Genomic DNA, 23194 nt, shown 5'->3' with positions numbered 1-23194 from the left:
CCATGTTCCGAAGTTTCTTTCTTTCTCGCCGTTGGGCTTTCTGGGCTTGGGGTGGTTTGCTGCTCTTGGTGGCGATGGTGTACATCACGGTGCAACAGACCGTGAAACTCAACACTTGGTATGGCGAGTTTTATGACCTGCTGCAAAAGCCAGAGCAGGCTGGGGGGGTGGAAAAGTTCTGGGGCTTCATGGTGCAGTTTGCCTGGATCGCATTTCCCTACATGCTGTTGCGCAGTTTGGAGACCTATCTGGCCTCGCATTACGCTTTTCGCTGGCGTCAAGCTCTGACCGAGGTGTACCTGCCGCGCTGGCAGCGCACCCATACGACAGTGGAGGGCGCATCGCAGCGCATTCAGGAAGACTGCATGCGATTTGCCCGTCAGACCGAAAACTTGGGACTGGGTCTGGTGCGTGCGGTGCTCACGCTGGTGTCTTTCATCCCGATTTTGTGGTTGCTCTCCAAGGGCATGGCCATCGCATGGCTGCAGTTTGAGGGCTCGCTGTTTTGGGTGGCCCTGGTCACGGCGGTGGGGGGCACGGTGCTGTCTTGGTTTGTGGGCATTCGCTTGCCGGGCTTGGAGTACAACAACCAACGCACCGAAGCGGCGCTGCGCAAGGATTTGGTCTATGCCGAGGACGATCGCGCACGGATGGATTTGCCCACGGTGATGGGTTTGTTCACGGGCGTTCGCTTGAACAATTTCCGCTTGTTCAACCACTACGCTTACTTCCATTTGTGGAGCAATTTTTACAGCCAGACGATGGTGATCTTCCCCTATCTGCTCATGGGTCCATCGTTGTTCACGGGTTTGATCACCTTGGGCGTGATCCAGCAGGTGAGCAACGCCTTCGGCAAAGTCAATGACGCGTTTTCATACCTGATTGAGCGCTGGACGGACATCACCGAGCTGCGTTCCATCTACAAGCGCTTGTCGGAATTTGAGAAGGCGCTGGCCTGAAACCCTGCTGCCCCGGGCTGGGCTCAAACGGCGGGCGCGGCCGCCTCTGCAGGGTGCGGGTCGAGGTTTTTCAGCGCCTTGAGCGTTTCGGCGTCGGTGCGGTAGAGCTGCAGGTGAGGGCCTTCTGCCAGCTCACCTGCTCGGCGCAGTGTGGTTTCTACCGGCAGCTTGATGCCGCTGATGTGCAGCGTGATGCCCCGACCGGTCAGTTGGCGCTGCAGCTGGCCAAAAGTCTCCACCCCCGTCACGTCAATGCGGTTGATGGGCTGGGCGAACAGGCAAACATGCAACACATCGGGGTGGCTCGCCAAGTGGTCGGTGATGGCCCGGTCAAACTCGCTGGCTGCAGCAAAGTCCAGTTCGGCGTCCATGCGCAGCGCGTACAGCTGGGGGGCCAAGGGTGGCAGTTTCCAAAGATGCCGGTCGCGCAAACTGCCGTCCGGGTGCAAACCCACTTCGATGATGCGCGGGTGCAGTCGGGTGTGCAAAAAGTGGCTCAGGCCCACCAGAACCCCGGTCATCACGCCCCAATAGATGCGCGGCGCGGTCAACAAGGTCATGGCAAAGGTGATGCCTGCCGTCATCGTTTCGACACGGCCCACGCGCCAGAGGCTCAAAAATTGGCGGGGCTGGAACAAATTGAGCACGGCCACGATCACGGCCGCCGACATGACCGAGCGCGGCACGTATTGAAGCGCAGGCATCAGGATGAGCAAAGCCAGCAGCACAAAGCCCACCGAGGCCACCACCGCCCAGCCCGAGCGGGCGCCCGCATACAACATGAGCGCTGAGCGCGAGAATGAGGTGCTGGTGGGAAAGCTGCCCGAAAAAGCCGAGGCGATTTTGGCCAAGCCTTGGCTGAAGAGTTCGTTGCTGTCGTCCCAGCGTTTGCCGTCGCGGCGGCATTCGATGCGGGCGCTCGACGCCGTTTCTAAAAAGCTGACCAGCGCGATCACCATGGCAGGCACCCAGAGCTGGTTGAGCATGTCCATGCCCGGCCACACGGGCCAATAAAAGTCGGGCAGACCCGAGGGCAGCAGGCCGACAACGGCGCCATGCGCCTGGTAGTCGGTGGCATACGCGATGGCTGAGGTCAGGCCCATGACGATCATGATGCCGGGCCAGCGCGGCTTGAAACGCCGCAGCAGCAAAAGCACGGCCAAGCTGCCCAAACCATACAACGCGGGCCAACTGCTCAGCCAAGCAGGCCAGGTTTGCACGTCCCAGCTCCAGGCCTTGACACCCAGCAAGCCGGGCACTTGCGAGGCCATGATGAGCAAAGACGCGGCCTGCGTGAACCCGGTCATGACCGGTGCGCTGACCAGATTGATGAGCCAGCCGTAATGCCCCAAGCCCAGCAGCAACTGGATGGCCCCCGACAGCAGCGACAACCACACTGCCAGCGCCACCCATTCGGGCGAGCCCGGTTCGGCCATGCCTGTGAGCGAGGCGCCAATCAGCACGCATGTGAGCGCAGCAGGACCCACCGACAAGCGGTTGGCGCTGCCAAAGAGCACGGCCAACAAAGCCGGGATCAGGCAGGTGTAAAGCCCGGTGATCAAGGGCATCCCAGCCAGGCCCGCGTAGGCCACCGCTTGCGGAATCATGACCAGTGCCACTGTCAGACCGGCCAGCACCTCGGTGCGGGCCAGAGCCGCTGTCAGGCGGGGCCATTGCCGAAAAGTGAGAAAACGTTGTCTATCAGCCATGGCTGATCTTAGCCGTCTGTGGTGCACTCAGCTTGATGAGGCATCGGGGGCATGAAAAAATTGAGCTTGCCCTGACAATGGCGTCATCTCCACCACTGTGACGTTGATGCACCTGACTATTTTTCAAACTTTGTGCGTGTGGGTCCTGACCTTGGGGTCCGTGGCCTCGCAAGCTGCCGAGATCTGGACGGGTTGGGTCAGCTGGGTCATGGATGGCGACACGGTGCTTTTGGTGAGAGAAGGCCAACATGCGCCCATCAAGTTGCGCATCGATGGCATTGATGCACCTGAAACCTGTCAACCTGGGGGCGCAGAGTCCCGTGATGAATTGATGCGAATGGTGTTGCGCAAATCCGTGCAGGTCGTGGATTTGGGACAGGATGTGTACGGTCGGCAAATCGGGCGCTTGACCCTGAATGGCGTCGATTTGGGGGCCGAAATGGTGCGCTCTGGCAGGGCATGGGCCTACCGTTTTCGCACAGGCCAAGGACCCTATGCACTTTTGCAACGGCAGGCGCAAAAACAAAAAATGGGGGTGTTTGCCGTGTCCGAAGCCGCCATGTCACCGCCCATTTTTAGAAAATTCCACGGCATATGCCATGGCCGTTAACGTGCAGGCACTCACGAGCAGAGGTGCTTCCTCATCAGGGTGTGGTGCCGCAGCTGTTTGCCTGAGGGGGAGGCTGCCCATGCGGCCGAATGATCCCTTGATCGGATCGGTCAAGTTGGGCGGTGGGCCGCGCACACCGGGCAATCCGTGTTGCGCTGCATGCGGATGTCGGTCCAAGACAGCTCGCGTCCGTCGAGCATGAGCAAACGCCCGGCCATGTGGCTGCCCATGCCGCTCAGGATCTTGAGGGCTTCAGCCGCTTGCACCGTGCCGATGATGCCCACCAGCGGTGCGAACACCCCCATGGTGGCGCAACGGGTTTCTTCGGGCAGCTGCTCAGGCGGAAAGATGCAGGCGTAGCAAGGCGCATCGGCTTGTGTGCTGTCAAACACCGAGACCTGGCCGTCCATGCGGATGGCCGCGCCCGAGACCAAGGGCTTGTGGTGCACCACGCAGGCTTTGTTCACGGCTTGGCGGGTTTCAAAGTTGTCGCAGCAGTCGATCACCACATCGGCTTGTGCGACCAAGGTGTCCAGCAGGGCCGCATCGGCGCGTTGCGTGATGGGCGTGACACGCACATCGGGGTTGATCTGGGCGATGGCGGTGCGCACCGATTCGGCTTTGTGCTGACCCACCCGGTCCAGGGTGTGGGCAATTTGGCGCTGCAAGTTGGTGGCGTCCACCTCATCGTGGTCGACCACGGTGATATGGCCCACGCCTGCACTGCCCAGATACAGGCAGACCGGAGAACCCAGACCGCCTGCACCGATGATCAAGGCATGCGAGGCCAGGAGCTTTTCCTGCCCGTCGATGCCCAATTCGTTGAGCAGGATATGCCGCGAGTAGCGCAGCAGCTGCGTGTCATCCATGCGCGTCACCCATGGCGCTCAGTCGTCTTTTTTCTCTGCCTTGCGCTCGGCCAGCGTGCTGCTGGCCTTGACGGGTAGACCCTTGAGCTGGCGAATGGCTTGTGCCAACTGGAAGTCTTTGTCCGAGCCAAATTCGGGCAAACGGCGTTCAGCTGCGGGCTTTTTGGACTCTTCTTCCAATTTTTTGATGGCTTCTTCGCGAGCTTTTTCGCGGGCGGGGTCTTTCTTCTCCTCCGCTTCTTTGCCGTTGCTCAAATGCTTTTCCAGATCGGCCTCGCGGGTCCGCAGGGCAGAGAAAACGTTGCCATTTTCCGTTTCGTCGAGCATCACTTCAGGCACGATGCCTTTGGCTTGGATGGCACGACCACTCGGGGTGTAGTAACGAGCGGTGGTGATCTTGAGGGCCGTGTCAGGCCCCAATTGGCGCACGGTTTGCACCGAACCCTTGCCAAAAGTCTGGCTGCCCATCAGGGTGCCGCGTTTGTAGTCTTGCAGTGCGCCGGCCACGATTTCACTGGCCGAGGCCGAGCCTTCGTTCACCAGCACCACCAAGGGCACTTTTTTCAGCGCACCCCCCGTGGCTGCTGTCATGCGGGTGATGGGGTCGTTGCTGCTGTTGCGACGCCAGAACTGGGGCGTGGCTTTGTAGGTGAATTTGCTTTCTTCGAGCTGTCCATTGGTGGTGACCACCGTGACGTTTTCCGGCAAAAAGGCCGCAGACAAAGCCACTGCTGCATCGAGCAGCCCGCCTGGGTCGTTGCGCAAATCGAGCACCAGACCTTTGAGTTGAGGCTCTTGTTTGTACATCTCCTCGATCTTGCGGGCGAAGTCGTCCACAGTGCGTTCTTGGAATTGGGAGACACGAATCCACCCATAACCCGGCTCGATGATTTTGGATTTGACCGATTGGGTCTTGATCTCTTCCCGGATGATGGTGACGGGAAACGTGCGGTTCTCAGATTTGCGGAAGATGGTCAGCAGCACCTTGGTTTTGGGTTCGCCCCGCATGCGTTTGACCGCTTCGTTCAGGCTCAGGCCTTTGACCGCGGTGTCATCGATCTTGGTGATCAGGTCGTTCGGTTTGAGGCCCGCACGATCTGCGGGCGAGCCCTCGATGGGCGAGACCACTTTGACCAGGCCGTCTTCTTGGCTGATTTCAATGCCAACCCCTACAAACTTGCCCGAGGTGCCCTCAGAAAACTCTTTGAAGCTTTTTTTGTCGAAATACTGGGAGTGGGGGTCCAAGCTGGCCACCATCCCGGAGATGGCTTCAGAGATGAGCTTTTTCTCGTCCACCGGCTCCACGTAATCACTTTTGACCATGCCAAAAACGGCGGCCAACTGCTGCAACTCTTCCAGGGGCAGTGGGGCCAGGTTGCCGCGGGCCACAGTCTGCAGCGACACCGTGGTCAGTGCGCCGGCCAATGCGCCAACGCTGAGCCAGCCCGCGATCTTGATTTTTTGTCCCATGTGCTTGAGTCTATCGAGTCAGAATTTGGTCAATATACACCCGAGGGGCAGGCCAATGCACTGCCAAGGGGTATCAGGCCTTGCCTTGGCTGGCCACTGCGGCTGCCGCTTTGGCGGCGGCCTCTGCATCGCCCAAGTAATAGCGCCGGATGGGTTGGAGGTTTTCGTCCAGTTCATAGACCAACGGAATGCCGTTGGGAATGTTCAGGTTCACGATGTCGGCATCGGAGATGTTGTCCAGGTATTTGATCAGCGCTCGGATGGAGTTTCCGTGCGCTGCAAGCAGCACGCGTTGGCCAGCCTGGATGCTGGGAGCGATGCTGTCGTTCCAAGCAGGAAGAACCCGAGCGACGGTGTCTTTCAAACATTCTGTCAGTGGCACGGCATGGGGATCTGGGTAGCGGCGATCGCTGCGCTCACAACGGGGGTCGCTGGTTTCCAGGGCGGGTGGCGGTGTGTCGTAGCTGCGGCGCCACACCAAGACCTGCTCATCGCCGAATTTTTTGGCCATGTCGGCCTTGTTCAGACCTTGCAGCGCGCCGTAGTGGCGCTCATTCAAGCGGTAATCCTTCACCACGGGCAGCCAGGTGCGGTCCATTTCGTCCAAAGTGAGCCAGAGGGTGCGGATGGCCCGCTTGAGCACCGAGGTGTAGCAAATGTCGAAATCCCAGCCCTCCGCCTTGAGCAGTTGACCTGCGGACATGGCTTGGCTCACGCCCGCTGGCGTCAGGTCCACATCGGTCCATCCGGTGAAGCGGTTTTCAAGGTTCCAGGTGGATTCGCCGTGGCGAATAAGAACAAGTTTGTACATGGGCAGAGGTGACGCTGAGGGTCATGAAAACAGGGGATAAGGGCATCATTTTAGAATCCACAGTTCCCGGCCTTTCACCAGGCCCTTGTTTTTTTGCCTTTAAAGGTCTGATTCGTGAAATTTCTCCTCGACAACTGGATGCTCATCACCGTGGCTTTGGCCTCTGGGGCCGCTTTGCTTTTTCCTGTGTTGAATACAGGCACGGGCTTGAATCCACAAGACATGGTGCAGTTGATGAACCGTGAAAAAGCCATCGTCATTGACGTTTGCGAGCCCGAAGAATTCGCGCGTGGCCATGTGATCGGTGCCAAAAACCTGCCTTTGGGTCAACTCGAAGAAAAGTTGGCCCAACTGGTCAAAAACAAAGCTTCCCATGTGATCATGGTTTGCCAAGTGGGTGCCCGGTCGGCCCGCGCTGCTGCTGCTGCCCGCAAATTGGGGTTTGAAAACGTGCAGTCGCTCGCCGGAGGACTGAAGGCTTGGCAAGCCGCCAGCATGCCCGTTGAAAAAGCTTGATACCTCAGGAACAAAGATGCAAACCGTCAAGATGTACACCACCGCCGTCTGCCCTTATTGCGTGCGGGCCAAACAATTGCTCAAGTCCAAAGGGGTTGAGCACATTGAGGAAATCCGCATTGACTTGGACCCTGTTCAGCGCGACCACATGATGCAAACCACAGGGCGACGCACAGTGCCACAAATTTATGTGGGTGACACCCATGTGGGGGGCTGCGACGATTTGATGGCCTTGGACGCCCAGGGTGGTTTATTGCCTTTGCTGCAATCGGCCTGACCCCACTGTCCGATGGATCGCCGATAATCCCTCCGTTTTAACCTTGGGCACTCCTGAGTGGGCGAGGCCCTTATTTTTTGAAAAGAAATCCATGACCGATAACGCCGTCAACACCGAAGCCTTGGCCCCAGTTTTCCAAATCCAGCGCATTTACCTGAAAGAGGCCTCGCTCGAGCAGCCCAACTCGCCAGCCATTTTGATTGAGCAACAACAACCGAGTGTCGACATCCAGTTGGGTGTGGAGGCGACGCCCGCCGCTGAAGGCGTGTTTGAGGTCTGTGTGACCGCGACTGTGCACACCAAAATTGGCGACAAAACCGTGTTCTTGGCCGAGTGCAAGCAAGGCGGTATTTTTGAAATTCGCAATCTGCCAGAAGACCAAATGGGTCCGGTCATGGGCATCGCCTGCCCCCAAATTGTGTACCCCTACCTGCGTGCCAGTGTGGCCGACCTGATCACCCGTGGCGGCTTCCCACCTGTGCACTTGGCCGAGATCAACTTCCAAGCGATGTACGAGCAGCAGCAAGCGCAACAGGCCGCGGCCCCGCAGCAGTAACAGCGACACGCGCCAGGCATGCAAATCACCATCATCGGTGCCGGTGCCTGGGGCACAGCGCTGGCCATTGCTGCTGCCCGTCAAGCGTCCAGCCACCGGGTGAATTTGCATGTGCGTGATGCTGCACAGGCGCAGCGCATGCAACAAGAGCGTCGCAATGAGCGCTATTTGTCCGGCATCGATTTGCCGCCAGCGTTGAACATCCTCTCCGGCCCTTTGGACCCATGGCTTCAGAGCGCCCAAGCTGAAGACCTCTTCGTCATCGCGACGCCCATGGCTGGCCTGCGCAGCGTTTTGATGGCGCTGCGAGGGGTGCCTGCGTCGGTGGCTTGGCTGTGCAAGGGCTTTGAGGCCGACACCGGCCTCATGCCCCACGAAGTGCAGACCTTGGTGGCGCCACAGTTGCGCGCAGGGGCGCTCAATGGCCCCAGCTTCGCGCAAGAAGTGGCGCGTTCCCAGCCCACTGCTTTGGTCGCCGCCAGTCCCCATGCTTCGGTGCGCGACGCACTGGTTCAGGCCTTTCATGGCGCGGCGTTGCGCATTTATGCCAACGAAGACATGGTGGGTGTTGAAGTGGGTGGTGCGGTCAAGAATGTGCTGGCCATCGCCACAGGTTTGTGCGATGGGCTGAATTTGGGCTTGAACGCTCGCGCAGCCCTGATCACCCGGGGTTTGGCCGAAATGACCCGTCTGGGCGTGGCGCTGGGTGCCAAGCCCGAGACGTTCATGGGCCTGTCGGGCTTGGGCGATTTGGTGCTGACGGCCACAGGCGACTTGAGCCGCAACCGCAAAGTGGGTCTGCTCATGGCGCAGGGCCTGAGCCTGGAGCAGGCGGTGACATCGCTTGGCCATGTGGCCGAGGGGGTGTACAGCGCTCGCACTTTGCTGCAACGTGCCCGCCAACTGGAGGTCGACATGCCCATCACCGAAGCGGTGGTGGCCCTGCTCGATGGCGAGCTCCAAGCGGCACAAGCCCTGCAGGTGTTGATGGGGCGCGGACCTCGGGGCGAGGCGGTTTAAGCCTTGGATGCCATCGGCTTGGCGCGACTGGCAGGATCAAATCTCGAAGTTGTCGATCAGACGGGTGGCGCCGAGCTTCGCTGCACCGAGCACCACCAATGCATCACCCGCTTGTGGGGCCTGCAGGTCGTGACGACGACGCACGGTGAGGTAGTCGGGTTGCCAGCCGTCATGGCTCAAAGCCGCCATGGCTTGGGCTTCGAGTGTGGGCAGTTGACTGGCCAAGCCATCGGCCGCAGCCAGAGCGGCACGGCCCAGCGCCTGCAGCGCCAAGGGCAGTTGCAAGGCTTGGGCGCGCTCGCTCCGACTCAAGTAGCCGTTGCGTGAACTCAGCGCCAGACCGTCTTCGGCGCGGCAGGTGTCCACGCCCACGACGGTGATGGGCAGGGCGAACTGGCGCACCATCTGGCGGATCACCATGAGTTGCTGGTAGTCTTTTTTGCCGAACACAGCCACGCCCTCGGTCTTGCCTGCAAACACGCTCATGAACAGTTTCATGACCACGGTGGACACGCCCGTGAAAAAACCGGGGCGAAATTCGCCCTCGAGGATGCTGGCCAACGCCGGGTCGGCGTGCACCTTCACGGTCTGGACTTCGGGGTAGAGGTCGGTCTCGCGCGGTGCAAACACCACGTCGCAACCCGCGCTTTTGAGCTGGGCGCAGTCAGCCTCCCAGGTGCGGGGATAGCTGTCAAAGTCCTCGTGCGGCAGAAATTGCAGGCGATTCACAAAGATGCTGACCACGGTGCAGTCGCCCTGGGGCTTGGCCAGCTCGACCAGCTTGATGTGGCCTGCATGCAGGTTGCCCATGGTGGGCACAAAGGCCGGGCGCTGGGCTGCGCTCAGTGCCTGACGCAGTTCGTGAATAGAGCGGGCAATGATCATGGCTGAAGTCTTTGGGGGGGGCTCGAGGTCGGTGGCCTTACCAAGCGTGTAAGGCGTTGTCGGGAAAACTGCCGTTCTTGACGGCGCGAACATATGCGCTCATGGCGTCCAACACACTGCTTTGGTCTGTCATGAAGTTGCGTACGAATTTAGGGTTTTTGCCCAGGTTGATGCCCAGCATGTCGTGCATGACCAAGACTTGGCCCGCTGTGCCCTGGCCTGCGCCAATGCCAATGGTGTGGCAGCGCGGCAGCGCCAGGGTCAATTCGGTTGACAGGCTCGCGGGCACCATCTCCAGCACCAGCATGGTGGCACCTGCTTCTTGCAGGTCCAGTGCGTCCTGGCGCAGTTTGGCAGCCGAGTCGCCACGGCCTTGAACCCTGTAGCCACCCAGGGCGTGCACAGTTTGTGGGGTCAAACCCAGGTGGGCACAGACCGGGATGCCGCGCTCGACCAAAAAGCGCACTGTCTCGGTGGTCCAACCGCCGCCTTCGAGTTTGACCATGTGGGCCCCGGCCTGCATCAGGACAGCGGCGCTGCGCAGGGCTTGTTCGCGCGATTCTTGGTAAGTGCCAAACGGCAGGTCGCCAATGATCCAAGCGGTGCCCTGAACGCGTTGCACGCCACGGGCCACGCTTTCCGTGTGGTAGCGCATGGTCTCCAGGCTCACCCCCACGGTGCTGGGTAAGCCCTGGCAGACCATGCCCAGCGAGTCACCCACCAAAATGCACTCGACGCCAGCGGCGTCGGCCACGGCGGCAAAGGTGGCATCGTAGGCCGTGAGCATGGCGATTTTTTCACCCCGCTCACGCAGCTCGTTCAGGCGTGGCAGGCTGATGGGTTTGCGCACCCCCACCGGTGAGGCGGGGGGCAATGTGCCGTAAGGCGTTGCAGTCGAAGAGGTGTTCATGGCAGCGAGCAGGGCTGGGGTGGGTGCCCGATTCTGGCACCGTATCCGCGACCTTTAGACCGGCGTGAAGGCCAGCCGTACATAAATGGGGGCAAAGGCTTCGGCCTGGGTGATCTCGATCAGGGTTTCTTTGGCCAACTCGAGCAAGGCGATGAAGGTCACCACCAAAACGGGCGTGCCCAGTGTGGGATCAAACAGGTTTTCAAATTCCACAAACTTGCGGCCTTGCAAGTGTTTCAGCACGATGGTCATGTGTTCGCGCACGCTCAGCTCTTCACGGCTGATTTTGTGGTGCTGCACCAAATTGGCCCGTTTCAAAATATCCCGCCAAGCCGATTGCAGCTCGTCCATGCTCACGTCCGGGAAACGCGGTTGCAGGCTTTGTTCGATGTAGACCTGCGCCTGCAAAAAATCACGTCCATATTGGGGAACCACATTGAGTTGCATGGAGGCGAGTTTCATTTGCTCGTACTCCAGCAGGCGGCGTACCAACTCGGCCCGAGGGTCTTCGGCCTCTTCGCCCTCGGCCACTTTTTTGGGTGGCAGCAGCATGCGCGACTTGATCTCGATCAGCATGGCGGCCATCAACAGGTATTCGGCTGCCAGTTCAAGGTTGCGCTGGCGAATTTCATCCACATAAGCCAAATATTGGCGTGTGACACCGGCCATCGGGATGTCGAGGATGTTGAAATTTTGCTTTCGGATCAAATACAGCAGCAAATCAAGGGGGCCCTCAAAAGCCTCCAAAAACACCTCCAGCGCATCCGGCGGGATGTACAGATCGGTGGGCATGGAAAACAAGGGCTCGCCGTAGAGGCGTGCCACCGCCACATGGTCAACCACCTGCGGCATGGACGCGGTGGCATCTTGCAGCAGGTCGATCAGTTCGGTGGGCGGGGTCAAAGGGCGTGCCTCAGAGGCCATGCGGTTTGGGGACTGGGCGGTTGGGCACAGCGCGGGGCTCAGGAGACCTGTGTCTGGTAGACGTAAGGTTTTTGGGCCACTCGGCCATCTTTGAACGCTTGCTGTTCCACGCGGCTCACGGGTTTGTCCCACAGCAAGGCACGACCTTGGCGTTGCTCCGCTTCCAACTCAGGACGTTGAGCCTTGAGTTGCTCAATGAATTGGGTGGCATCAGAGGTGTAATCGGGGCGGCGGAAAATGGACATGCAGGTCTTTCTGTCAGGCATTCGGGGGGGCGCTCAGGAGCAAATTCAAGGCCTGGCGTTTCCACTTGGCCCATGCGGGTGTTCGATTTTACTGGCCTTGAGGGGCCAACAGACCGATCGCTTTTTGCAGCCCAGACGGGAGATCGGCCTCCAGTTGTCCATCAAGGTGCAGCAGCAGTCCGCTGCGGCGTGCGATGTCCAGTGGTTGGTGCTGCAAGCCGCACACGATCAAGCGCACCTCTTTTTTGCGGCAAGTATCAATCAGGTTCATCAAGGCGTCTGCACCCGACGAATCGACGTAAATCACGTTTTTGAGGTCCACCACCACCACCGGCGTGCTGATCTTGTCTTCGATGTCCTCAATCAATTTGACGGCACCGAAAAACAAGGCGCCATAGACGCGCCAAGCCTGAATGTGGGCTTGATGGCCGGCCAAGATGGGGTGGTCTCGCTGACCCACGCTTTCGCAGCGGCTGAGGCTGGAGATGCGGTAAATGAAGGTCAGGCAGGCGGCCATCAGGCCGACTTCGACAGCCACGGTCAGGTCAAACACCACGGTGAGGAAAAAAACCGCCAGCAAGGTGACTCGGTAAGGCATGCGGTACTGACGCAAGAGCAAAAATTCACGCCACTCGCCCATGTTCCAGGCCACAAACATCAAGATGGCCGCCAGCGCGGCCAATGGGATGTGGGCCGCCAAAGGCGCTGCCACCAGCACCACGGCCAGCAGCGTCAGTGCATGCACCATGCCCGAAATTGGGGTGGTGCCGCCGCTTTTGATGTTGGTGACGGTGCGGGCAATGGTGCCCGTGGCGGGCATACCGCCAAAAAAAGGCGTGACGAAGTTGGCGATGCCTTGGGCCATCAATTCCTGGTTGGGGTTGTGGCGGTCGCCCGTCATGCCGTCTGCGATGCGGGCGCAGAGCAAAGACTCAATGGCGCCCAACAGCGTCAGGGTCAGGGTGGGCATGAGCAAAAACCGAGCGCTGTCCCAGCCGAAAGCGGGCCATTCGAATGCGGGCAGGGCCGAAGGGATGCCTCCAAATTTGGAGCCAATGGTCTCCACCGGCAAAGACAAGAGCCAAGTGACCAATGTGGCAAACACCAGCGCGATGATGGAGCCAGGGACCGCGCCGATGGCCTGCAAGCGCGTGTCGGCCAGGCGGCGGCTCATGCGCAGCCAACCGATCAGCAAAGACAAGGAGGCCAGCGCCAGCAGCAAAGCGGCCAAATTTGCACTGTGAAGGTGGTGCCACAGCGCATGCAAAATGCCAAAAAAGTCGGCAGGCATGCTGGCGATTTTCAACCCCAAAAAGTCCTTGATTTGCGAGAGCATGATCAACACCGCGATGCCATTGGTGAACCCAATCACGACCGACACGGGAATGAAGCGGATCAAATTGCCCAGCCTGAACAAGCCCATGAAAAACAGCAGCACGCCGGACATGGCGGTGGCCAAGATCAAGTTGGCCAGCCCGTAGCGCTCCACGATGCCGTAAACAATGACGATGAAGGCGCCTGCCGGGCCGCCAATTTGTACCCGGCTGCCGCCCAGTGCCGAGATCAAAAAACCCGCAATGATGGCGGTGAACAGGCCCGCCTCGGGTTTCAAGCCAGAAGCGATCGCAAAAGCCATGGCCAAAGGCAGCGCCACGACACCCACGGTCATCCCCGCACCGACATCTTGGACCCAGCGATGCCGGTCATAGCCTTGCATGCTGTCCAGCAAACGGGGGCGAAAGAAATGGGTGGCCTGCATCCAGTTCATGGGGTGTTCGTGATCCGCGGGAAATGGGAAGTGGGGGTGTTCATGAGGCGCGGGCACGGGCGCGCCAGTCGGTCAACAAGGGGCGCAGACACAAAATCCACAGCAACGCAGCCAAGGGCAGGGTGGTGATGTAGCCCCCATGTTTGAAGCCCAACGCCCCCACAAGGCCACCCAGCAAAAACCCCATCACCAAAGAGCCATGCACCCGCAGGCGCTGGCGATTGGCCAGCACAGGCAGCCTCGCGTGACCGCGGTTGATGTAGATCAGTTTGCCCAATTCAATGCCCAAATCGGTCACCAAACCGGTGATGTGGGTGGTGCGGATCTCGGATTTGGAGATTTTGGTGATGACCGCGTTTTGCAGGCCCATGATGAAACACAGCAAGACCACGGTGACGGGCACAAACAGCTGCGACCAAGCTGCAATCGCCGCCCCAAACAGCCCGAACACCAGCAAGGCCCCCGACTCGAGCAGGAGGGGCAAGCTGTAGCTGCTGCGCAGTTGCTGGCGCAAGCCCCAGTTGACCAGCACCGCGGTGCACATGGCGCCGGAGATGAAGGCCAAGAGGCACACCAAACCTGCCAAAGCCAAGGCGATCTTGCCCAAGACGAGATCGTCGGCCACCGAAGACAGAATGCCGGTCATGTGGGAGGTGTAACTGCCTACCGCCAAGAACCCGCCTGCATTGGTTGCCCCGGCCACAAAGGTGAGCACCCAACCCAGCCGCAGATTGGTCGCAGGGCTTCGCTGCACATCGGTCCATCCACGGATCAGGGGAAACATGTGCAGCCTTCTCGTGTGCAGGCGGTTCAGTGGATGCGCATGCCGGGCTTGGCGCCCGGCCAAGGCTGGAGCACGTAAATGCCCGCATCCGTTTTGTCATCGGCGTGGCTGGCGGCCAGCACCATGCCCTCGGAGACGCCAAACTTCATCTTGCGTGGGGCCAGGTTGGCCACCATGACGGTGAATTGGCCGATCAGATCTTCGGGTTTGTACATGCTGGCGATGCCTGAGAACACGTTGCGCATGCGGCCTTCGCCCACGTCCAGCGTCAGGCGCAAAAGCTTGACCGAGCCTTCCACGGGTTCGCAGTTCACGATGTGGGCAATGCGCAAGTCCACTTTGGCGAAGTCATCGATGTTGATCGTCGGGGCGATTTCTTCGCCGCCAGGAATGACTTTTTCTTCGACCACGGCAGGCGCCTCGAACAAAGCGTCGAGTTGCTCAGGCGTGACGCGTTGCATCAGGTGTTGGTAGGCGTTGATGGTGTGTCCCGGACCCAGCAATTGTTGGGCTTGGGCAAAGGTGAAGGGGGCCACGTTCAGAAAGGCCTCGACTTGCGCAGCCAGAGCCGGCAGCACGGGCTTGAGTTGCAGGCTGAGCAAGCGGAAGGCTTCGATGCAGGTGGTGCACACGTCGTGCAAGCGCGCGCCCTGGTCTTCTTGTTTGGCCAAATCCCAAGGTTTGTTCTGGTCCACATAGCTGTTGACTTTGTCGGTCATCAGCATCACCTCGCGCAAAGCCTTGGCGTACTCGCGTTGCTCATAGCAGGCCGCGACCACGGGCGATGCGCTTTGCAGAGCGCTGAGCAAGGCCTGCCCATCGGCGCTCACGTTGCCCAATTGACCGCCAAAGCGTTTGGCGATGAAGCCGGCCGAGCGCGAGGCGATGTTGACAAACTTGCCAATCAGGTCGCTGTTGACACGGGCCATGAAGTCTTCGGCGTTGAAGTCGATGTCTTCGTTGCGGGCCGAGAGTTTGGCGGCCAGGTAGTAGCGCAGCCACTCGGGGTTCATGCCCAGGCTCAGGTACTTGAGCGGGTCCAGACCCGTGCCCCGACTTTTGCTCATCTTTTCGCCATTGTTCACCGTGAGGAAGCCGTGCACGAACACACTGTTGGGTGTTTTGCGGCCCGAAAAATGCAACATGGCCGGCCAAAACAGCGTGTGAAAGGTGACGATGTCTTTGCCAATGAAGTGGACTTGCTCCAGTTTCGGGTTGGCCATGTAAGCGTCGTAACTTTCGCCGCGTTTTTCCAACAGGTTTTTCAGTGACGCCAAGTAACCCACAGGCGCGTCCAGCCACACATAAAAGTACTTGCCTGGCGCATCTGGAATCTCGATGCCGAAGTAGGGCGCGTCGCGCGAGATGTCCCAGTCGCCCAAACCTTCGCTGGTCGTGCCGTCGGGGTTGGTGCGCACGCTGAACCACTCTTTGACCTTGTTGGCCACCTCGGGCTGCAGCTTGCCGTCTTGGGTCCATTGGCCCAAAAAGTCGACGCAGCGTGGGTCGGAGAGTTTGAAGAAAAAGTGCTCCGAGGTTTTGAGTTCGGGCTTGGCGCCGGACAGGGCCGAGAACGGGTTGATCAGATCGGTGGGGGCGTAGACCGCGCCGCAGCTCTCGCAGTTGTCCCCGTATTGGTCTTTGGCGTGGCACTTGGGGCACTCGCCTTTGATGAAGCGGTCGGGCAGGAACATGTTCTTTTGGGGGTCAAAGAACTGCTCAACTGCGCGCACTTCGATGAGCGAGCCGCCATCTGCCGCCGAGATATCACGCAAGTCACGGTAAATTTGCCGGGCCAATTCGTGGTTTTCGGGCGCATCGGTGCTGTGCCAGTTGTCAAAAGCGATGTGAAAACCGTCCAGATAAGGTTGACGGCCTGCGGCGATGTCGGCCACGAACTGCTGGGGTGTCTTGCCGGCCTTTTCGGCGGCAATCATGATCGGCGCGCCGTGCGTGTCGTCAGCGCCCACAAAGTTGACTTGGCTGCCTTGCATGCGTTGGTACCGCACCCAGATGTCGGCCTGGATGTATTCCATGATGTGGCCGATGTGGAAATTGCCGTTGGCATACGGCAAAGCGGTCGTGACAAAAAGCTGGCGGGGCGCGTTGGGGGCAGACATGGTGGGGCAGTTTGTAGGGGAATCGCTGATTTTAGGGTGTGCGGGCCGGCTTGTCGGTAAACTTCGCCCCATTCTAGAAAGCGACCATGGCGACCACCGAACAACTCCTCCAGGCCCTGCAAGCCGTGATTGACCCGAACACGGGCAAAGATTTCATCTCCACCAAAACGCTGAAGAACCTGCAAGTTGAAGGGGGCGATGTCTCTTTTGACGTGGAACTGGGCTACCCCGCCAAGAGCCAGATCCCGGCGCTGCGACAGGCCTTGATTGCCGCGGCCAAGGGCGTGGCAGGCGTGGCCAATGTGTCGGCCAATGTCACCAGCAAGATCACGGCGCATGCCGCCCAGCGCGGTGTGGCCTTGTTGCCGCAGGTCAAAAACATTGTGGCTGTGGCTTCAGGCAAGGGTGGCGTGGGCAAGAGCACCACGGCCGTGAACTTGGCCCTGGCCCTGGCGGCAGAAGGCGCCAAAGTGGGCTTGCTCGACGCCGATATCTACGGGCCCAGTCAGCCGATGATGATGGGCATCGAAGGCCGGCCTGAGAGCGAAGACGGCAAGACCATGGAGCCAATGGAAAACTACGGCGTGCAGGTCATGTCCATCGGTTTTCTGGTCAATGCAGACGAGGCCATGATCTGGCGCGGCCCCATGGCCACCCAGGCCCTGGAGCAATTGCTGCGCCAGACCAACTGGAAAGAGTTGGATTATTTGATCGTGGACATGCCGCCTGGCACGGGCGACATCCAGTTGACGCTCAGCCAGCGTGTGCCCATGACAGGTGCGGTGATCGTGACCACCCCACAAGACATCGCCCTGCTGGACGCCAAAAAAGGCGTGAAAATGTTCGAAAAAGTCGGGGTGCCGATTCTGGGCCTGGTGGAAAACATGGCCGTTCACGTGTGCACGAACTGTGGCCATGTGGAGCATATTTTCGGTGCCGATGGCGGCAAAAAAATGGCGGCCGAATACGGCATGGACTACTTGGGCGCTTTGCCCCTGGACATGCAAATCCGTCTGCAAGCCGACAGCGGCAAACCCACCGTGGTGTATGACCCCGACGGCGAGGTGGCCCAGATCTACAAGGCGGTGGCCCGTCAAGTGGCGGTCAAGATCGCGGCCAAGGCCAAGGATTTTTCCAGCAAGTTTCCCAGCATCAAAATCAGCAAGGACACCTGAGCGGCTGCCTGCTCAGCGCTGCATGGACTGAACCCCGGCCCAGCGGTCAGACTTGGAACTTGTCCACTTCTTGGCGCGTGCCGTCTGCGATCTTGGACAATTCGATCACCGTGGCCGCAATTTCTTCACTGGCCGCCGCATTCGACTCGGCGATCTTGTTCAGATTGGCCACGTTCGCGTTGATCTCTTGAACCGCCGTACTTTGTTGTTCAAGGGCGGCAGAAATGCGTTGCATCATGCCGTTGGCTTCGTGGGCCCCGGATTCAATGCGTTCCATATCGCGGCTGACTTCTTGCACCGTAGCCACAGCGTGACGGGCTTGTGCCACGGCTTCTTGCACCAGTTGCGAAATCTCCTGGGTGCTCTCGGCGCTGCTGGAGGCCAGCTTGCCCACCTCTTCAGCCACCACAGAGAAACCTTTGCCATGCTCTCCGGCCCGCGCCGCCTCGATGGCCGCATTCAAGGACAGGAGGTTGGTTTTGTTAGCGATTTTTTCAATTACATCAGTAATTTTGTTGATTTTCTCGGAGTTGGCGGCAATGCCGTTGACCACCTCGACCATGAGCGACATTTTGTCTTTGCCAGCCCGCACAATGGCCATCGACTCTTGTGAGCGGGCACTGGCGGTTTCGGTGTTGCGCGACACGTCGGTGACCGAGACTGCGGTTTCACGCACCGCGTTGGCCAGTTGACCGATGGCGTGCATCTGATTTTGTGCGCCATCGCTGATTTGGTTGATGGCCTGGCTGGTTTGGTTCGCCGCAGCCGCAACTTGGCGGGTGTTGCTGTTGATGGCCACCATGCTGTGGCCCAACGCTTGAAGCGAGTGGTTGATGTTGTCCTTCAAGGTGGCCAGATCACCACGGCCCTGGGCTTGAATCCGACCGCGTAAATCGCCTTGCGCCACGCCGTTCATGACCGTACCCACATCGTTCAGCAGCGTCTCCATCGCCAGCATGGCGTTGTCCACCACCGTGCGCAACTCGCCTTGCACATCACTGGACATGCGTTTGCTGAAGTTGCCGTTGGACAAGGCCTGCATCACTTCATGCAAGGCTTGCATGGTGGCGTCGACACTTTGGGCACTGGCGTTGACGGCCGCTTTCATGATGCCCAAATCGCCTTTGAGGTCGGCCATCACGCGCTTGTGGAAGTCCCCCGCTGCGATGGCTTCAACCACGCCATTGACTTCAGCGATCGCCAATTGCTGTGCCGACATCAGTTGGTTGAACGCCGCGGCGGTTTGCCCGACCTCATCTTGGCTCTCAACGGCCAGTCGACGTGAGAAGTCAGATGAGCGCTCGATCGACACCACCATGGCCCGCAATTCGTTCAGGGGGCGCGTGATGCTCAGCACTTGCCAGCGGATGATGGCGGCGACGATGAGCATCACCAGCAAGACCATGGCACCAAACTGCTGGGCCATTTGCCAAAATTTGCTGTCGACATCGTCCACGTAGATGCCCGAGCCAATCACCCAGTCCCAAGGCTCAAATTTTTTGACGTATGAAAGTTTTTCGAACAACGCTTCGGTGGTCCCTCCCCCTAACTGGGGTTTGGGCCAGTTGTAAGTCACAAAACCGTGCCCTGATTTTTGCACCACTTCATTGAAGGCCACAAACAGGTTTTTCCGCCCATCGGTCCGCTCTATTGGGCCATCCGCCCCCGATTGGAGCGTGGTGGCGCAATTGAAGTTGGCGCCATCCAAGATTTTGTCGTTGAGCGCAGGCACCGTGGGGTGCATGATCATTTTGGGGATGGGTGTTGTCAGGTCGTTGAGCCAAAAATACTCTTTTTTCTCATAGCGCATGGCGTGGATGGCCGATATGGCTGCCGCCTTGGCCTCCTGTTCGGTCAGAGCACCCGATTTTTCCTTTTCATGAAAGTGGACCAACACCGTGTGCGCTGCCTCCACCAAGTGGCGTGTCTTGGTTTTTCGATCGTCCATCATGCTGGACTTTTCTAAGAACAGCGCGGTCACCGACACCGCCAGTAAACCGATCAGAGTCGCCAGACCGCCCAGCATCAACCTTGTTTTGACTTGCATGAATTTCCCCAAAAACGCCCTGTGCGCCCATGGGTCGATCTTAAGGGTTTCTACTGACTCGCCGAGGTCGTGGCGTGTTTAAATTGACCCAGTGATGTAAATCTGGCCATGGTTTTCAGATGGCTTGTGATGATTTGGCGGTGGCTGCCTCAGCTGTTTTCTTGGTTTCTGAGTCTGAAGCGTTGGATTTTCCCAGTGGCCGTTTTGGGTAACTCGGCGACAAATTCAATGAAGCGCGGGTATTTGTAGGGGGCCAAGCGTTCTTTCACGAAGGCTTTGACATCCTCTGGCGTCAGGCACTGTCCGGACTTGAGCACGATGAAGGCCTTGGTTTTGGTCAAGCCGTCGCTGTCTTGTTTGCCTATGACGGCCGCTTCCAGAATGGCCGGGTGTTGCACCAAAGTGGATTCGACCTCAAAAGGTGAAACGTAAATACCACTGACCTTGAGCATGTCGTCGTTGCGGCCCGCGTAGGTGTAGTAGCCATCGGGGTCGCGGGTGTATTTGTCGCCACTCTTGGTCCAAACGCCTTGAAAAGTGTCGCGTGACTTTTCGCGGTTGTTCCAGTACATCAATGCGCTGCTGGGCCCTTGGATGTAAAGATCACCAATTTCGTTGTGGCCGGTGATCACACTGCCGTCTTCGTTGCGCAATTGAATTTCATAACCGGGCACGGCCTTGCCTGTGGTGCCGTAGCGCACGTCGCCCGGGCGGTTCGACAGGAACACGTGCAACATTTCTGTGGAGCCAATGCCGTCGATGATTTCGCAGCCGAAGTGCGCCGTCCAACGCTCGGCGATGTCGCGGGGCAGGGCTTCGCCAGCCGACGAACACAAGCGCAGGGCCACCTTGCTTTGGGCCGGTAGATCCGGGCTGGCCAGCATGCCACCGTAGCCCGTGGGGGCGCCATAAAAGACGCTGGGTTGGTGATCCACCAGGCGCTTGAACGTGGCTTGCGGGGTCGGCCGCTCGGCCATCAGCACCACCGTGGCACCCACGCTCAGGGGAAACGTGAGCGCATTGCCCAAACCGTAGGCAAAGAACAGTTTGGCGGCCGAGAACACCACATCGCTGTCGCGCAGGTCGAGCACGCCTTGGCCATAGAGTTGGGCGGTCCAGTACAGGTTGCCTTGGCTGTGCACGGTGCCCTTGGGTTGGCCGGTGGAGCCGGATGAGTACAGCCAAAAGGCCGGTTCATCGGCCAGGGTGGGTGCAGGCAAGACAGGGTTGTTTTGGGCCACCAGGTCGGCCATGTGGAATTGGCCCTGTGCCAGCGGCGCAGCTGGGCGTGAAATGACCACATGCCGCACTTCGGTCGGCACCAGGCCCATTGCCGTTTGCAAGGTGGGCAGCAAGGTGCCTGACACCAGTGCCGCTTTCGCTCGGCTGTTGCTCAGCATGAAAGCATAGTCTTCGGCCGTCAGCAGCGTGTTCACCGCCACCGGCACCACACCCGCATACAGCGCGCCCAAAAAGGCCACGACCCAGTCGCTGCTGTCATGCATGAGCAAGAGCACGCGCTCTTCTCGCCGGATGCCCATGGCCTGCAGGCCGCCTGCAAAACGGCGGATCTGATCGGTCAGCTCGCCGTAGGTCAGAGTGCCCACATCGTCGATCAACGCGGTTTTGCCAGCGCGCCCGGCATTGGTCGCAATCAGGTGTTGGGCAAAGTTGAAGTCGGTGCTGGGGGCGGTCACGGGGCGTGTCATGTTTTGTCTCCTCGGGGTATCTGTCTTGTTGTCCAGATTTCGGGGTCTGGCAATGGGTAGTTTCTAGGTGCTCAATCCTGATGTCTCACAGGGGCAAGGCCACGCCTTGAGCCGCCAGCGCATCCAAGGCCAGCGCGCTGCCTTGCACCGCTGTGCGGCGGTGGTAGAAGTTGAGCGCCCTGAGGCCCCCCAGTTCTTCGCCACCACCGGCGCGGCCTGGGCCACCGTGCAGGCTCATGGGCATCACGTTGCCGTGTCCACTGTGCAAAGCCGCCACATCGGGCGAAATCGCATGCACCCGGCCATGGCTGCTGGCCAGCTCGACCGAGGCTTGTGCGGTGAAGAGGTGGTCCTCGCTGTAGACAGAGCACACCAGCGAGCCCTCACCCCGGCGGATCATGGCGTAGGCCTCTTCGATGCTGTCGTAGGGCATCAGGGTGGACACGGGACCGAACACCTCGACCGCGTGCAGCACCTGGGCCGTCATCGGCGATTCGGTGCCCAGCAACACTGGGGCCACGCAGGCGCTGGATGCCTCAGCATCCACCAGACCCGCGCTGTTGCCGTCAAACAAAACGGTGGCTTCGGTTTTGAGCTGGGCCAGACCCGCCAGCACACTGGCTTTTTGTTCTTGGCTCACCAGCGCGCCCATGCGCACGGTCTCGTTGCGCGGGTTGCCCACGGTGGTTTTGGCCAAGCGTGCGCCAATGGCCTCTGCGGCGGCTTTGTACAAGCCACGCGGCACAAAAACACGGCGAATCGCGGTGCATTTCTGGCCCGATTTGACGGTCATCTCGCGGGCGACTTCGGCCACCAGCAACTTGAAGGCTTCGCTGTCTGCGGTGGCTGCGGGCCAGAGCAGTGCGCTGTTGAGGCTGTCGGCCTCGATGTTGCAGCGCACCGACAACTCGGTCACGGCGCGGTGGCTGCGGATGATTTGGCCGGTCTCGGCCGAGCCGGTGAAGCTGACCACGTCAAAGGCTTGCAGCTGGTCCATCAGGCCAGCGGACGAGCCGCAGATGACCGACAAAGCACCCACGGGCAGCACGCCTGCGTCGACCACGTCTTTCACCATGCGTTGGGTCAGCCAGGCGGTGGCGGTGGCGGGCTTGATGATGACGGGCACCCCAGAGAGCAGGGCGGGCGCGGCTTTCTCCCACAGGCCCCAGCTGGGGAAGTTGAAAGCGTTGATGAACAGCGCCACGCCACGTGTGGGCACCTGGATGTGTTGGGTCTGGAAAACCGGGTCTTTCGCCATGCGGATGCGCTCGCCGTCCAGCAGCAGCGTGGCCTCGCCCAAGGCCATGCCTTGTTTGGCGTAGTAGCCCAAGGTGAAAAGTGCACCGTCGATGTCCACGGCCGAGTCCTTGGCCACGGTGCCACTGTTGGCCGTGGCGATCTCAAAATAGGCGTCGCGGTTGGCTTGCAGCACCTCGGTGATTTGGGAGAGCGAGGCGGCACGTTGGCGATAGCTCATGGCACGCAGGGCCGCGCCACCTTGTTCGCGTGCAAAAGCAAAGCCTTCGGTCAGATCGATGCCGTGGCTGGATACCCGGACCAACTCGTTGCCCAGCACCGGGTCGAACAGCGGGGTCCCTGAGCCTGTGCCCGTTTGCCAGCGGCCGGCGAAAAAGTTGGGGAGCAATGCGGTCATGGGCAGGGCTTTCGGTCGGAAAAGTGAGAAAAAAGAGGCCACAGGCACTGTTGTGCCACAAAGACCTGTTCCTGTGGGCCGGTTGGCGGTATAAACAAGGATTCATGCACTATCGTGCCTGCCCTGGAGTATGCAGTAAAGTGCATGTTTTGTGACCCTGTAAATACTGGGGTTTT

The 23194-nt window shown here is 59.7% G+C and carries 21 protein-coding genes; 7 read left to right on the top strand and 14 right to left on the bottom strand.

Features of this window, described 5'->3' with window-relative positions; genetic code table 11:
• The first annotated feature begins 2 nt into the window (after positions 1–2).
• Entirely contained in the window at positions 3–959 is a 957-nt protein-coding gene (locus ACHEXK_RS11565; RefSeq protein ID WP_416546320.1) for a putative transporter, read from the top strand.
• 23 nt (positions 960–982) lie between these two features.
• Here ACHEXK_RS11565 and ACHEXK_RS11560 read toward each other — a convergent pair whose 3' ends face one another.
• On the bottom strand, positions 983–2668 hold the full coding sequence (locus tag ACHEXK_RS11560) for a SulP family inorganic anion transporter (RefSeq protein ID WP_416546318.1): 1686 nt from the start codon (positions 2666–2668) through the stop codon (positions 983–985).
• Positions 2669–2774: 106 nt separating this feature from the next.
• Between ACHEXK_RS11560 and ACHEXK_RS11555 the strand changes: the two genes are divergently transcribed.
• A complete protein-coding gene (locus ACHEXK_RS11555) occupies positions 2775–3278 on the top strand; it encodes a thermonuclease family protein (protein WP_416546316.1) in 504 nt (167 codons plus the stop codon).
• Between the two features lie 110 nt (positions 3279–3388).
• Here the strand turns inward: ACHEXK_RS11555 and ACHEXK_RS11550 are convergent, their stop codons facing one another.
• The 3 genes from ACHEXK_RS11550 to gpmA form a co-directional block, all read right to left on the bottom strand.
• Complete coding sequence (locus ACHEXK_RS11550) at positions 3389–4147, bottom strand: HesA/MoeB/ThiF family protein (RefSeq protein WP_416546314.1); 759 nt, start codon at positions 4145–4147, stop codon at positions 3389–3391.
• Positions 4148–4165: 18 nt separating this feature from the next.
• The gene (locus ACHEXK_RS11545) at positions 4166–5617 is read right to left on the bottom strand and encodes a S41 family peptidase (protein ID WP_416546312.1); all 1452 of its coding nucleotides are present in this window, start codon (positions 5615–5617) and stop codon (positions 4166–4168) included.
• Positions 5618–5690: 73 nt separating this feature from the next.
• Complete coding sequence (gene gpmA, locus ACHEXK_RS11540; protein WP_416546311.1) at positions 5691–6428, bottom strand: 2,3-diphosphoglycerate-dependent phosphoglycerate mutase; 738 nt, start codon at positions 6426–6428, stop codon at positions 5691–5693.
• Between the two features lie 114 nt (positions 6429–6542).
• Here gpmA and ACHEXK_RS11535 point away from each other — a divergent pair, with 114 nt between their 5' ends.
• From ACHEXK_RS11535 to ACHEXK_RS11520, 4 genes are all read left to right on the top strand, one after another.
• Positions 6543–6944 (top strand): rhodanese-like domain-containing protein, encoded by a 402-nt coding sequence (locus ACHEXK_RS11535; protein WP_416546309.1) that lies wholly within the window; start codon positions 6543–6545, stop codon positions 6942–6944.
• Between the two features lie 16 nt (positions 6945–6960).
• Entirely contained in the window at positions 6961–7221 is a 261-nt protein-coding gene (gene grxC / locus ACHEXK_RS11530) for a glutaredoxin 3 (protein ID WP_416546307.1), read from the top strand.
• Between the two features lie 91 nt (positions 7222–7312).
• Positions 7313–7777 (top strand): protein-export chaperone SecB, encoded by a 465-nt coding sequence (gene secB, locus ACHEXK_RS11525; protein ID WP_416546305.1) that lies wholly within the window; start codon positions 7313–7315, stop codon positions 7775–7777.
• 18 nt (positions 7778–7795) lie between these two features.
• The gene (locus ACHEXK_RS11520; protein ID WP_416546303.1) at positions 7796–8797 is read left to right on the top strand and encodes an NAD(P)H-dependent glycerol-3-phosphate dehydrogenase; all 1002 of its coding nucleotides are present in this window, start codon (positions 7796–7798) and stop codon (positions 8795–8797) included.
• Between the two features lie 36 nt (positions 8798–8833).
• Here the strand turns inward: ACHEXK_RS11520 and panC are convergent, their stop codons facing one another.
• From panC to metG, 7 genes are all read right to left on the bottom strand, one after another.
• The gene (panC, locus tag ACHEXK_RS11515) at positions 8834–9682 is read right to left on the bottom strand and encodes a pantoate--beta-alanine ligase (RefSeq protein WP_416546301.1); all 849 of its coding nucleotides are present in this window, start codon (positions 9680–9682) and stop codon (positions 8834–8836) included.
• 37 nt (positions 9683–9719) lie between these two features.
• Positions 9720–10592 (bottom strand): 3-methyl-2-oxobutanoate hydroxymethyltransferase, encoded by an 873-nt coding sequence (gene panB, locus ACHEXK_RS11510; protein ID WP_416546299.1) that lies wholly within the window; start codon positions 10590–10592, stop codon positions 9720–9722.
• 54 nt (positions 10593–10646) lie between these two features.
• Positions 10647–11444 carry a segregation and condensation protein A gene (locus tag ACHEXK_RS11505; protein ID WP_416548935.1) on the bottom strand — a complete coding sequence of 266 codons (798 nt, stop codon included), beginning with the start codon at positions 11442–11444 and terminating at the stop codon, positions 10647–10649.
• Between the two features lie 110 nt (positions 11445–11554).
• Positions 11555–11761 carry a DUF3460 family protein gene (locus ACHEXK_RS11500; RefSeq protein ID WP_416546297.1) on the bottom strand — a complete coding sequence of 69 codons (207 nt, stop codon included), beginning with the start codon at positions 11759–11761 and terminating at the stop codon, positions 11555–11557.
• Positions 11762–11849: 88 nt separating this feature from the next.
• Complete coding sequence (locus ACHEXK_RS11495) at positions 11850–13529, bottom strand: SulP family inorganic anion transporter (protein ID WP_416546295.1); 1680 nt, start codon at positions 13527–13529, stop codon at positions 11850–11852.
• Between the two features lie 40 nt (positions 13530–13569).
• A complete protein-coding gene (locus ACHEXK_RS11490) occupies positions 13570–14313 on the bottom strand; it encodes a YoaK family protein (protein ID WP_416546293.1) in 744 nt (247 codons plus the stop codon).
• A gap of 26 nt (positions 14314–14339) precedes the next feature.
• The gene (metG, locus tag ACHEXK_RS11485) at positions 14340–16433 is read right to left on the bottom strand and encodes a methionine--tRNA ligase (protein ID WP_416546291.1); all 2094 of its coding nucleotides are present in this window, start codon (positions 16431–16433) and stop codon (positions 14340–14342) included.
• Between the two features lie 86 nt (positions 16434–16519).
• On the opposite strand from metG, the gene apbC reads away from it, so the two are divergent.
• Complete coding sequence (gene apbC, locus ACHEXK_RS11480) at positions 16520–17608, top strand: iron-sulfur cluster carrier protein ApbC (RefSeq protein ID WP_416546289.1); 1089 nt, start codon at positions 16520–16522, stop codon at positions 17606–17608.
• 46 nt (positions 17609–17654) lie between these two features.
• Here apbC and ACHEXK_RS11475 read toward each other — a convergent pair whose 3' ends face one another.
• From ACHEXK_RS11475 to ACHEXK_RS11465, 3 genes are all read right to left on the bottom strand, one after another.
• The gene (locus ACHEXK_RS11475) at positions 17655–19655 is read right to left on the bottom strand and encodes a methyl-accepting chemotaxis protein (protein WP_416546287.1); all 2001 of its coding nucleotides are present in this window, start codon (positions 19653–19655) and stop codon (positions 17655–17657) included.
• A gap of 149 nt (positions 19656–19804) precedes the next feature.
• Positions 19805–21364 (bottom strand): benzoate-CoA ligase family protein, encoded by a 1560-nt coding sequence (locus tag ACHEXK_RS11470; protein ID WP_416546285.1) that lies wholly within the window; start codon positions 21362–21364, stop codon positions 19805–19807.
• Positions 21365–21449: 85 nt separating this feature from the next.
• Entirely contained in the window at positions 21450–23018 is a 1569-nt protein-coding gene (locus ACHEXK_RS11465; protein ID WP_416546283.1) for a 3,4-dehydroadipyl-CoA semialdehyde dehydrogenase, read from the bottom strand.
• Between the last annotated feature and the right edge of the window lie 176 nt (positions 23019–23194).

The sequence above is a fragment of the Limnohabitans sp. DCL3 genome (assembly GCF_048019295.1).
Lineage (GTDB): Bacteria > Pseudomonadota > Gammaproteobacteria > Burkholderiales > Burkholderiaceae_C > Limnohabitans_A.
The sequence above is the reverse complement of the archived record's forward strand: the minus strand, read 5'-3'. Positions and strand labels throughout refer to the sequence as shown.